Annotated in this window: 9 protein-coding genes; 2 read left to right on the forward strand and 7 right to left on the reverse strand. The window is 67.0% G+C overall.

The annotated features are described in order from the left end of the window. Positions 1-285: 285 nt before the first annotated feature. The 7 genes from IEY30_RS19490 to cysK form a co-directional block, all read right to left on the reverse strand. Positions 286-1,482 (reverse strand): hypothetical protein, encoded by a 1,197-nt coding sequence (locus IEY30_RS19490; protein ID WP_052358760.1) that lies wholly within the window; start codon positions 1,480-1,482, stop codon positions 286-288. After that, entirely contained in the window at positions 1,479-3,122 is a 1,644-nt protein-coding gene (locus IEY30_RS19495) for an N-6 DNA methylase (RefSeq protein ID WP_030200871.1), read from the reverse strand. The genes IEY30_RS19490 and IEY30_RS19495 overlap by 4 nt, the downstream gene beginning before the upstream one ends. A gap of 337 nt (positions 3,123-3,459) precedes the next feature. After that, positions 3,460-4,230, reverse strand: coding sequence for a hypothetical protein (locus IEY30_RS19500; RefSeq protein WP_156035412.1), 771 nt, complete (start codon positions 4,228-4,230; stop codon positions 3,460-3,462). Then, positions 4,227-5,123 carry an HAD family hydrolase gene (locus IEY30_RS19505; protein WP_030200868.1) on the reverse strand — a complete coding sequence of 299 codons (897 nt, stop codon included), beginning with the start codon at positions 5,121-5,123 and terminating at the stop codon, positions 4,227-4,229. The genes IEY30_RS19500 and IEY30_RS19505 overlap by 4 nt, the downstream gene beginning before the upstream one ends. A 526-nt stretch (positions 5,124-5,649) precedes the next feature. Beyond that, on the reverse strand, positions 5,650-6,081 hold the full coding sequence (locus IEY30_RS19510) for a hypothetical protein (RefSeq protein ID WP_030200865.1): 432 nt from the start codon (positions 6,079-6,081) through the stop codon (positions 5,650-5,652). Between the two features lie 49 nt (positions 6,082-6,130). Beyond that, positions 6,131-6,865, reverse strand: coding sequence for a serine O-acetyltransferase (gene cysE / locus IEY30_RS19515; protein WP_030200863.1), 735 nt, complete (start codon positions 6,863-6,865; stop codon positions 6,131-6,133). 1 nt (position 6,866) lies between these two features. Beyond that, complete coding sequence (gene cysK / locus IEY30_RS19520; protein WP_030200860.1) at positions 6,867-7,796, reverse strand: cysteine synthase A; 930 nt, start codon at positions 7,794-7,796, stop codon at positions 6,867-6,869. Between the two features lie 308 nt (positions 7,797-8,104). Between cysK and IEY30_RS19525 the strand changes: the two genes are divergently transcribed. Together IEY30_RS19525 and IEY30_RS19530 are read left to right on the forward strand one after the other, a co-directional pair. Continuing rightward, the gene (locus tag IEY30_RS19525; RefSeq protein ID WP_030200858.1) at positions 8,105-10,453 is read left to right on the forward strand and encodes a (Fe-S)-binding protein; all 2,349 of its coding nucleotides are present in this window, start codon (positions 8,105-8,107) and stop codon (positions 10,451-10,453) included. 158 nt (positions 10,454-10,611) lie between these two features. Next, on the forward strand, positions 10,612-12,525 hold the full coding sequence (locus IEY30_RS19530; RefSeq protein WP_030200855.1) for a pectate lyase-like domain-containing protein: 1,914 nt from the start codon (positions 10,612-10,614) through the stop codon (positions 12,523-12,525). Positions 12,526-12,613: the final 88 nt, after the last annotated feature.

The raw sequence follows: 12,613 nt of genomic DNA on the forward strand, positions 1-12,613 counted from the left end.
CTGTGGGCGGCGCGCTGTCCCAGTTGACGATGAGCGTGACCTCGGCGCACGGGTCCCAACGTGCAGGCCGCCCTGCCGCGTCCACGTGGGTGAACGCGAAGCCCGGTGAGACCGGCGCCTCAGCGCTGCTTCCTTGAGATGGTGCGGACGACGTTTCCGGTGCAGGAATGGGCAGCCAACACGCGCTGGCTACCAAGGCGAGGACGAGCACAAGGCGCGGCGGTGCAACATGACCAATCACAACACCGAATCGTGACCTCGCAAGTCTCACCCGCAATGGGCAACTCAGGGAGAGTCGCTCACCGACTCGCCATCGTCCTGTTCCTTGGCATTGGCCACGTCAGCAGCGTCGGCACCGGGGTCTGGGGCACCCCCCGGGCTGGCTCCATTGCGAGCCTCTCGCACCTGCTGATGGACGCCGACAGGCGTGTTCTCTATCACCGCTCCTAGGAGGTCACCGAAGAAGCGGTTGGCACCCAAGTCCACTGGCGGGTGCTGATGACGCACCATCGGGTGCGTCATCGGGCTGGTCAGTTCCACGGTGTCGGCTGAGGCATCCCACCGCACAATGAGCAGCATCGTCGCGTCGTAAGGCCCGTCCGGCTTCCTCGTGCGAAGGAGAAGATCTTGAAGGCGCGCGTAGGCGCCCTTCTCCTTGAAGATCTCCTCGCTCACAACGAACGCGTAGCCCATCGCCGCCAATGGGTGTCTGTCGCGAAGGTTGGTGGCCTCTCCGAGCGTCTCCTCGTAACGATTCTTGGTGTTCTTCCCGAAGCTGCTGAACATCGTCTTGCCGCTGATGAGCACATCTGGCCCTCGGTCCCATGCCGAAACGGCCACGTCTACCTGCTTGACGTAGAAACGCCCAAGGATGTTGGAAGCACTGATGCTGGGTACGGCTTTGTGAACGGCACCGATGGCGCGCGCGACAGCGGTCGGAACGGCTCTGGGCACCGGCTTCGGCTTGAAAGGCGGGTGAACGACGGGAGGGACCGGCGTACCCGGCAATGCCTTCTTGGCCTCACGGGCAGCGTCGCGTTCGGCCTTCTGTACCTCTCGCTGGTGCCGGGCGGCGAGTCGCTGGTTCTCCTTCTCGGTCTTCGCCGCCGAGGCCGCCTCTGCCTCTTCGACGACTGACTGAAGGACGGCCAACTGTCGGAGCACCTCAGCCAGTTCCCGCGTCAGAACGCGCGGCTGCGTCTTCCTTGGCCAAACCTCATCGTGATGAAATCCTGCTCGCCTGAGTTCGTGGGCCAACCAGGCATCGAATGCCTTGGCCAAGCGACCCGACTGTGTGCTCGCATTGGCACGCAAGGGCACGCGTAGCAGGTTCCCCAACAGTTCGAGATCCGCCGTGTAGGCAGGAACCCCATCATTGAGCGACCACGGACCTGCATCCTGCCCGTCGTCTTCCATGAGCTGCAGCCAGTCTTCAGCCTCTTGGAGGATTGGCTCCAACTCGGTGATTGTGTCGTCACTCACGACTTGCCCCTGGCCTTGCGTCGGTTCATCAACGTCCGATGGGCCTCCCGCAGCAACGAGATCTCGCCGGGACGCATCCCCAGTTCTCCGCGTAGGAGCACGTCATCAACAACTCGACTCGCGTCCAGCAGCTGGCCTGCCTGAGTCAAGGCCGTGAGTTGGGGACGGACACTCTCTAACCGAGGCTGGGCCTGATTCAAAAGGGCAGGTGACGGCAGCGGCAGCCGGTCCGCCTCACGGGGTTCCAGTTTGAGCATCCCGCCCCCGTAGGCACGCCCCACGGTCTCCCCGCCCACGAGCGTCGCGCTCGACAGCGATGCGAGGGGGAGCAGCGCCTTACCCAAGGAACGGACTTCGTCCTTGAGGTACACACCGTGAACGCTATTCAGGTGGAACGCGCTTCTCATGTTGTCGCATAGCCGAGGTGCGTCTGCGTTCATGTAAGTGAGGAACAAGTCTGCGGGCTGGACCAGTGGTACGCGCCACCAAGGCTTCCGAACACGGCACTTGTACGCCGAAGACACGTCTGCTACCTCGCCTTGGGCGATGTAGGCAGCGGCAGCGGCTGATGGCTTTCCGGCTGGGCGGAACAGGAGCGTTGGAGCACCATCACGGCCCAGCCGAGACCAGTCGGCCCCAGAGAAGGTCAGGGAGCGAAGGTGCCGACTGCCCGGCGGAGAAATGGGGAGGAGTTCCCGCGGCGGCAGTCGGAGCTCCTTTGCCCGGGCTGGCGTAAGGGTGAAGTACTTGTTGTTACCCGTGACCATTCCCAGCGTGGTGTCGCCCCACGCCTCCAGAGTTGTGAACTCGTCGCCGTCCTCCGTTGTAGACGTGAAGGCTTTGAGGGCCTCAGCGGACAGCATCGAAGCGGTCCACTTCCCTGACGACGGCTTCGGAGTCCACCGATGAGCGACACCCATGCCTCGCGCCAGTGACTCCGCGTTGTGCACTTGGTGGAGCTCGCAGACCCCGGACGGCGACTGTCCATAACCCTCTGCGAGGAGGAGCACCACCTCTTCCTGCACCTCAGGAAACACTCGCTCTGTGAAGAGCACCAGTCGGACTCGGGCAAAGCGCTCCAGAAGAAAACGCCGCACGGGGGCCGCATAGTTGACGGTCAGCAGTTCCGCTGGGAGTACCAGGCCGAGCCGTCCGCCCGGACGAAGAAACAGCGCTGAGTGGACCGTGAACGCGGCCCAAGAACTTGCCAAACCGGTGAGGGGAACGCCGGCCGCAAGGGCCGCGCGCTGACTAAGGGCTCGTGCTTCGCCAGCGAAGTCTTGATAGCGCACATACGGCGGATTCCCAACCACGGCGGAGAATGACGGCTCCGGCTGGACCGTGAAGAAGTCGGCTGTCGTGATTTCTGCCCTGCGCCCGGCCGCCCTCACCAGAGAGGCCGCATGCGCCGAGCTCCCAGCGTGGAGCTCGACCCCCGCAAGCCTGCCACCCTCGGCTACCTGTAGCTGATCCAAGCGCTTGGCCGCTGCCACTAGGAAGGCCGCCTCCCCGCAGGAAGGCTCCAGCACGTCCTCGCTGCCGTCGCGGATGGCCCAGTCGACTACGTACCTGCAGAGTTCGTCCGGGGTGAAGAAGGCTCCCCGGGCTTTGCGCAACTCCTGGGTATCCCCTGCAAGCATCGTCACGCCCACAGACTAGTGACCACCACCGACACCGCCGCTCCCGACACCCGGGGTACGCGATGGACAGGTGCGAAGGGCTGACGCTGAGAAGGTAAGGCGACGTCGAGCGCTGGACAGCCCTCTCCAGTAGTTGCACCTTCTGCGCTACAGGGGTTGCCAGTTCTCGCCAGGGAGTCCTCGCAGGTCAGCACGCCGATACGCGCCCCTCACCTTGTCCATAACGGCCGCCCGCGCGTCCTGAGATGTCCTCCATGCGGGCAAGTTGATCGCATGCGCATTCAGCGCTCCCACCGCCGATGGTTCGGTCGCGGCGATCGGCGTTCGGCGGTGACGCTCAGGTAGTCGCGCTCACAGTCGGCGTGGCGGTTGGAGTGCCTGCACGCGTCCCACCGTTTGTGCTTGGCTTCCCAGCTGGCGTTCCCGCACCTGTCCCGCCGCCCCTGCTCGGTTCGGTTGTCGTGGTCGTTCCGGTAGACGTCGGCTTGTTCAGGCCTGGCGCAGCGGGTGTCGCAGTTGTGCCCCCCACGAGCACGCCAACCTGCAAGGCAACAGCAGCTGCGAACAGTGCGAAGCCACCAACCTTGTAGAACCACACGAGTTTGTCATCCGAGTGCATTTCACTCTTCCCACTGAAGAGTTTCACGAACTTCCCTGGCTTCTGGACACTGCCAGCCGTAATCGACGCCGTCATTCCGGCCCCCGGCAAGGTCTTCTTGATTTCGTTCTCGATAGCGGTTCCGTGTGTCACGGCCGCTTTGAGTAGCGGGTGATACCAGAATCGGTCCACGAAGTAGAAGGCATACCAGAGCAGAAGTCCAATGAGCACGACCACGGACCCGAGGCTTACCCCCGTGACCTTCGTTCCGTCTTTTGCAGCTACGCCAGCCGCACCAAGCGCGAACGTGGCAACCGTCAGGGCTAGTCCCCGTATCCGCCACTCAATGTCGTTGAAGTGTCGCTGGACCTCGACGGACTCCTTCCACATCTCCACGTAGTAGCCGACCTGCTCATTGAGAGTCAGCTCGCTGCGTGGGTCGACTGGATGAGAACTACCTTTCTTGGCGCGTCTAGGGTCGGCGCACCGCTTCCACACCGAGCCAGTCACTGTGCCGAGGCCAGCGCGACGTCGAACACCGAGAGGACCTCATCGAACCGCTCGGCGCAGGAGATCGTTGGGATGATTGCGGCGCTGTCCCGCGCCAACGCCCGTTCTCGTTCCACGTCTTCGTCAGGCCAGTTACTCACCCGCTGTAGGAGCCCGTACTCCGGCCTTTTCTGAACCTGTCCATACGCCGCGTGCACGTCAAGCACACCAGTCGCTCTTGCCATCGCGATGTCCTTCATCAGGCTGTCCCCCACGTACACGGCTTCCGATGGCTGACAACCCTGGTCTTCGAGGATGGACCGCAAGACGTCCTCGCTTGGCTTATACACGCCTCGTGGCACGTGGTGGTGTTTGGTGACCTTCAGCCCGTAAGCGGACGGCGGGAGGTGTCCTGTGCGGAGATCTTCCGGCCGCATGCCATCAGGCAGGTCATGGTCGGGAGCCGAGTACAGCACGTCGATGACGCCATCCAGACCCGTGTGCCGCATACGCCATTCAGTCCAGAATGCGCCTGACTCTGTGTAGGCGACGACTCGCACCCCGGCGTTCTTGAGGGACGCCAGAGACTCGCGAACTCCCGGGTACAACTTGGTGACAGACTTTCTGCGCGAGTTCAAGACATGGAGTGCCTCGTTGAACGCAACGGCCGGCGCGTCGGGCGCGGCCGCGGCGACCAGGGCTGGCACTTCATTGACCAGATTCGAGTACTCGGTGGTCCCTCGCGCTTGGTGGACGGCCCGTATCTGACGTTCCAGGACGTCCTGCTCGACGCCGCTGAGCTCGCAAAGCTCTTCCAGCATGCCCGAGAACGACTGGTACCACGCGTCGAACCAGTCCCACAGCGTGTTGTCAAGGTCAGTGATGAGCAGTTTGGGGCGGGGTCGGTCGGCCATCACCACACCGTAGACCGACGTGCCGACACCGCGAGCGACGGCGAACCCAGCCCTACCTCACATTGTCCTGTCTCGCTCCGCTCGGCACCACGGTGGCGTCACGGACAGGTACGTCGAAGCCGCCCTCCCCCTCGCGCCAGGCAACCGAGCAGGAAAGGACACACCCCGGGAACTTCCTTATAACGGCAGTCAAGCTTGCCGCCCGGCGCCCAACGCATGCCCAGCTGGGAACGAGACGGGACGCCACAGAATGAGACAGTGTGGTGCCCCATTTCAGCGCCGCTCAGGTGAGTTCGCGCAGGTGAGGAGCACAGACGGCTAGGTCAAACGGATGGGTGTCGCAGGCCGTCTCAGCGACCCATAGCGGTTTTCAAGACCGCCGCACTCGGCCACTATGCGAGCCCTCCAGTGTCCGCGGAAGTCTATCCGCGGCACGCTCACCCGTCCGAATCGACCTCGTCCGGGTGTCGGCACTCGTCGAGCCGGGCCATCGGAAGCACACACAGCGTCAGGTGGCCCCTGACCGTCAGCGCACCCGGCGTGCCATCGAGCACGTAACGGACCGTCGCTCCCCCGGCCCAAGCGCGTGCCGCGTCAGCCGGGTCGACCACCGCAGCGAGAGAGCGAGAGCGACGGCGCCGTCCTCGTCGCACCGCTGCGTCACGGACTCGTGCGTGTAGCCGAGCCGGGACGGCGTCTGCGCCATCACGCCCGGCACCTCCGGCCCGCCGGGGCCGATGCGCGCCGTCCCGAAGTCCTCGACCGCGAGACCGTGAGCGTCCTCGAGCGTGACGCCCGTGACCGTAGCGACGCGGCCGCCGGTCATGCAGATGCCGGCCACCCCGACCGTCCGGGTCTCCTCGGTGGTCGGGATCACCGCACCGACACCGAAACCGACAGCCGGCGACTCGCCGTGCACGGTCAGGGACGGTCCGTGCAGGCCGACGGAGGACCACACGAGCAGCCCGAGACCGACGTGACGGCGCCGCGAGGGAGCAGAGCTCCGCTCAGATGTACATCGCGGGGTCGAGCCACTGGTTGGTGGCGTTGCGCTTCGGGAACCGCACGACCGCCGGTATGCCAGTCGCCACCGCCCCGGACGGAACGTCCTTGACGACAACGGAGTTCGCGCCGATCTGCACGTCGTCGCCGACGTTGATCGGCCCGAGCACCCGGGCGCCGGCACCGATGGTGACGCGGTTGCCCACGGTGGGGTGGCGCTTGACGTGAGCCAGCGATCGCCCGCCCAGGGTGACCCCGTGGTAGAGCATGACGTCGTCGCCGACCTCGGCCGTCTCGCCGATGACGACGCCCATCCCGTGGTCGATGAAGAATCGTCGACCGAGCCGGGCGGCCGGGTGGATCTCGACCCCGGTGATCGAGCGCGCCACCGTGGCGAGCACCCGGGCGGGCAGGCGCCCACCCGGCTGCTGGTACAGCGCGTGCAGCCCGCGGTGCGCCCAGATGGCGTGCAGGCCGGGCGAGGTCAGGACCAGCTCGAGGCGCGAGCTGGCGGCGGGGTCGCGCGCGATGGCGCCGTCGACGTCCTCCAGCGCGCGGTCGGCGAGCTTGCGCACGAGACCGAGCGGGCCGGCATACCGGCTCTCGTCCGTGACGACATCGGTGACGACGTCCGCGGCGGGAGCGGCGGCAGGGGCCTCGCCCGGGCCGTCGCCACGCACGAGCGTCAGCGGCTTCTCGGCCGGACGGCCCTGGTGCTCGAACTTCGGTGCAGTGCTCATCTCAGTCGACGAGGCCCTCGAAGAGGATGGTGGACAGGTAGCGCTCGCCGAACGAGGGGATGATGACGACGATCGTCTTGCCCTTGTTCTCCGGGCGCTGCGCGACCTGGACGGCGGCCGCGAGGGCGGCGCCGGACGACAGGCCGACGAGCAGCCCCTCCTCGGTCGCGGCGCGGCGGGCCCACTTCACGGACGTCTCGGCGTTGACGTCGATGACCTCGTCGTAGACCTCGGTGTCGAGGATCTCGGGGACGAAGTTGGCGCCAATGCCCTGGATCTTGTGCGGACCGGGCTGGCCGCCGTTGAGGATCGCGGACTCCTCCGGCTCGACGGCGATGACCTGCACACCGGGCTTGCGGGCCTTGAGGACCTGGCCGATGCCGGTGATGGTGCCGCCGGTGCCGATGCCGGCCACGACGATGTCGACCTCGCCGTCGGTGTCCTTCCAGATCTCCTCCGCGGTGGTCTTGCGGTGGATCTCGGGGTTGGCGACGTTGGCGAACTGCCGTGCGAGCACACCGCCGCGCTCGGCCGCGATCTCCTCGGCCTTCGCGACGGCGCCCTTCATGCCGGTGGACGGGTCGGTGAGGACGAGCTCGGCACCGAAGGCGCGCAGCAGCGCCCGGCGCTCCTTGCTCATCGACTCGGGCATCGTCAGCACGACGTTGTAGCCGCGGGCCGCTCCGACCATGGCGAGCGCGATGCCGGTGTTGCCGGACGTCGCCTCGACGATGGTGCCGCCGGGCTCGAGGTCGCCGCTCTCCTCGGCCGCGTCGACGATCGCGACACCGATGCGGTCCTTGACGGAACTGGCGGGGTTGTAGAACTCGAGCTTGGCCGCGACCGTGGCCTCCGCGCCGTCGGTGATCCTGTTGAGGCGCACGAGCGGCGTGTTGCCGATCAGCTTGGTCACGTCGTCGTAGATCGGCATTGCGGGAGCCCTTTCAGCGGGGTGCGGCGGAACGGTCTGTCGACCCGGTCGTTGTCGACAACCGGGTCCTCGTTATACATATTCCAACACGTCGTTATCGCCTGCCAAGGCGTCGCCCATGATCCGGGCGTCCCGCGGGGCCGGCCACGCGGCATACGTACCCGTCGTCCGCCGGCCGGGCCTGGCGAGCGTCATGCGCTTCCCAAGGGCATATGCCGTGTGGCCGGGGGACGAAGGGGACGAGCGTCACGCCGCGACGGCCGTCACATTCACTAAGCGCTTGCTAACTCGTCAGTAGACTCCCCGGCATGAGTGCGCTCCAGATCGTCGCCGTCGTCGTCTGCCTCGGTGTCACCGCCGTCGCCGTCGCCCTGCTGGTCAAGACGGTCAACCACTTCCTCGCGACGTTCCGACTGGGACAGCCGGAGGACCGCGGCGACGACAAGGGGGCCCGCACCCGCACGCTGCTGCGCGAGTTCCTCGGCCACACCCGCATGTCGCGGCTGCCCGTCGTCGCCATCGCGCACTGGTTCACGATGGTCAGCTTCGGCGTCCTCTTCTTCACGCTCCTCAACGCCTTCGGCCAGCTCTTCTCGCCGGAGTTCGTGCTGCCGGTCATCGGCCACTTCTTCCTCTACGAGTGGATCACCGACTTCTTCGCCTTCGCCGGGTTCATCTCGATCCTCGTGCTCATGGCGATCCGGCAGAAGAACCACCCGCGCTCGGCCGCCGGCGAGGACGGCCGACGCAGCCGCTTCTTCGGCTCCACGTGGTGGCAGGCCTACTACGTCGAGCTGACGATCCTCGGCGTGACCCTCTGCATCGGTCTGCTCCGCGCGCTCGAGTGGACGCTCGCCCGCAAGCAGGGCACCGGCATGGACAACGCGCTGCACTTCCCGCTGACCGGCTGGATCGGCAACTTCTTCACCGGCCTGTCCATCGGGGCCATCGAGAACCTCATCGTGATCATCGCCGCGATCAAGATCCTCATCAGCTTCGCCTGGATGATCACCATCGCGCTGCAGCCGACGATGGGCGTCGCCTGGCACCGCTTCCTCGCCTTCTTCAACATCTTCTTCAAGCGCCACGCCGACGGCCGCACGAGCCTCGGCGAGCTCCAGCCGATCAAGGTCGACGGCAAGCCGCTCGACTTCGAGAACGTCGACGAGCTCGACGAGGACGCCGCGCTCGGCGTCGGCAAGGTCGAGGACTTCACGTGGAAGGGCCTGCTCGACTTCACCACGTGCACCGAGTGCGGCCGCTGCCAGAGCCAGTGCCCGGCCTGGAACACCGACAAGCCGCTCTCCCCCAAGCTGCTCGTCATGACGCTGCGCGACCACGCTCACGCCAAGTCGCCGTGGCTGCTCGCCTCCGAGGAGGCGCGAGCCGGCGGCATCGAGTCGGCCGAGGGCTTCAGCGACGCCACGAGGGGCGCCGTCGCCACCGAGCAGCTCGTCGGCGAGACCGGCTACGACATCCGCCACCCGCTCCAGGCATACAATCCGCACGGCCCCGACGCCGTCATCGACGAGGACGTCCTCTGGTCGTGCACCACCTGTGGTGCCTGCGTCGAGCAGTGCCCCGTCGACATCGAGCACGTCGACGCCATCGTCGACATGCGCCGCTACAAGAACCTCATCGAGTCGGCCTTCCCCGCCGAGCTCAACGGCCTGTTCAAGAACCTCGAGAAGAACAGCAACCCGTGGGGCCTCGCGCCGCGGCTGCGGATGGACTGGGCCAAGGACCTCCCCTTCGAGGTCAAGCAGGTCGGCCAGGACGTCGAGAGCCTCGACGAGGTCGACTACCTCTTCTGGGTGGGCTGCGCCGGCGCCTACGAGGACCGCGCCAAGAAGACGACGCGCGCCGTCGCCGAGCTGCTCGACACCGCGGGCGTCAGCTTCGCGGTGCTCGGTGACGGCGAGGCCTGCACCGGCGACTCGGCCCGCCGCGCCGGCAACGAGTTCCTCTTCCAGATGCTCGCCCAGCAGAACGTCGAGACCCTCAACGAGGTCGGCGCGACGAAGATCGTCGTCACCTGCGCGCACTGCTTCAACACCATCAAGAACGAGTACCCGCAGCTCGGCGGCCAGTACGAGGTGCTGCACCACACGCAGCTGCTCAACCGCCTCGTCCGCGAGAAGCGCCTGACCCCGGTCGCCCGCCCCGGCGACGCGTCCTCGGCCGGCACCCTGACCGGTGCCGCCTCGACCGGCGCCAAGGTGACCTACCACGACCCGTGCTACCTCGGCCGGCACAACCAGGTCTACGCCCCGCCGCGCGAGCTGCTCCAGATCCTGCCCGGCGTGGAGTACGCCGAGATGGAGCGCAGCAAGGAGAAGTCGTTCTGCTGCGGCGCCGGCGGCGCGCGCATGTGGATGGAGGAGAAGCTCGGCACGCGCATCAACACCAACCGCACCGAGGAGGCCCTCGCGACGGGCGCCGAGCGCATCGCCGTCGGCTGCCCCTTCTGCAAGGTCATGCTCTCCGACGGCCTCAACGCCGCCATCCAGGACGGCAAGGCCACCGACGCCGTCGAGGTCGTCGACGTCGCGCAGATGCTCCTCGCCGCCGTGCGCCGCGGTGACGACGGCGATGACGAGCCCGAGGCCGCGACGCCGGAGCCCCAGCCGGACCCGGAGCCCGCCCCGGTCAGCTGAGCCGGCCGGACGGCATACGTCCTCCGGTTGTCGAAGGCCCTCTCCATCCGGAGGGGGCCTTCGTCGTCGTGCGGGCGCCACGCATACCCTGAAAACTCGCCGTGAGAACGCTCTCACAAACTCTTGCCCTCACCGCCGCGACAGTGAATCGTGAGCGCATGACTCATCGACGAGATCGACGCGGGTGGCCCTCCCGCGGGCTCCACCGACTGGCCCTCGCGGCCCTGGCCATCACGACCGCGGCCGTTCCGACCATCGCCGTCACGGGGGCCGGAGCGGCCGGAGCGGCCCCCGCGCCTTCGTCCGCCGTGGCTGCGGCCCCCGCCGCCCCCGACCTCGGAGCGGGCACCCTCGTGCTCGACCCGTCCATGTCGACCGCCGAGATCCAGGCCAAGGTCGACGCGATCGCCGCCAGTCAGGTGTCGAACGAGATGGGCCCCGAGCGGTACGCGATCCTCTTCAAGCCCGGCACCTACGGGTCCGCCGCCGACCCGCTGAACTTCCAGGTCGGCTACTACACCGAGGTCGCCGGCCTCGGGAAGAACCCGGGCGACGTCGTCATCAACGGGTCGGTCTACGTGCACAACCAGTGCACGAACGGCAGCTGCATCGCGCTCAACAACTTCTGGCGCTCGATGTCCAACCTGACGATCAACGTGAACAACTCGAGCGCCGGCTGCTACGCCAACGAGTTCTGGGCCGTGTCGCAGGCCGCACCGCTGCGTCGCGTGCACGTCAACGGCACGACGACGCTCATGGACTACTGCACGGGTCCCTCCTTCGCCAGCGGCGGTTTCATCGCCGACTCGAAGTTCGAGGGGACCGTCATCAACGGCTCGCAGCAGCAGTTCTTCGTGCGCAACAGCACGCTGAACGGCTGGAGCAACGGCGTCTGGAACCAGGTCTTCTCCGGCGTCGAGGGCGCCCCGGCCGAGTGCTTCCCGGCCGCAGCAGCGTGCGGCGGGCCCTACACGACCGTCGCCAAGACCTCGGTGAGCCGCGAGAAGCCCTACCTCTACGTCGACGACCAGGGCGCCTACCGCGTCTTCGTCCCGTCGGCCGCAACTGACACGAGCGGCGTCTCGTGGGAGTCCGGGTCGACGCCCGGCCGCTCCATCGGCATCGGTGACTTCTACGTCGCCAGGCCGTCGGACTCGGCGCTGGCGATCAACCGCGAGCTCGCCCGCGGCCGCAACCTGCTGCTCACCCCCGGCGTCTACCACCTCGACCAGACCCTCAAGGTCAAGCGGGCCGACACCGTCGTCCTCGGGCTCGGCCTGGCCAGCCTCACCACGACCAACGGACAGGTCGCGATGAGCGTGGCCGACGTGCCGGGCGTCGACATCGCCGGCATCACCTTCGACGCCGGTCCGGTCAGCTCGCCGGTCCTGCTCCAGATCGGGACCAAGCGTGCCGCCGGGACCCCGGCCGCGAGCCGGGCCGGGTGGAGCAGCGCCGCCGACCCGACCGCCCTGCAGGACGTCTTCTTCCGCATCGGCGGACCGTACGTCGGCAAGGCCAAGGTCAGCCTCGAGGTCAACAGCGACCACGTCGTGCTCGACGACATCTGGGCCTGGCGCGCAGACCACGGCAACGGCGTCGGCTGGACGAGCAACACCGCCGACACCGGTCTCATCGTCAACGGCGACCACGTGACTGCGACAGGGCTTTTCGTCGAGCACTACCAGAAGACCGAGGTCATCTGGAACGGCGAGCACGGGTCGGTCACGTTCTTCCAGAACGAGCTGCCCTACGACCCGCCGTCCCAGGCAGCCTGGCAGTCGCGGCCGGGCCACGACGGCTACCCGGCACTGCTCGTCGGTGCGGGCGTGAAGAGCTTCTCCGGGACCGGTATGGGGTCCTACAGCTTCTTCAACCAGGGCATCGACATCTTCGCCGAGAACGCGTTCGAGGTGCCCACGACCCCGGGGGTGCGGCTGCACAACCTGCTGACGATCTTCCTCGACCCGTCCAACGGCAAGGGCGGCATCCGCCACGTCGTCAACGGCGTCGGCGGCTCGTCGACCATCGCCAACCCGGACGTGCCGGTCACGGTCGTCGACTACCCCTGACCACCTGCCCTCCCGGCCCGACGGTCGTATGCCGTCGGGCCGGGTCGGCTCGTCCCCGCCCTGGCCGCCCGCATCGTACGGTGTGCCG

Source organism: Terrabacter tumescens (genome assembly GCF_014646815.1).
Lineage (GTDB): Bacteria > Actinomycetota > Actinomycetes > Actinomycetales > Dermatophilaceae > Terrabacter > Terrabacter tumescens.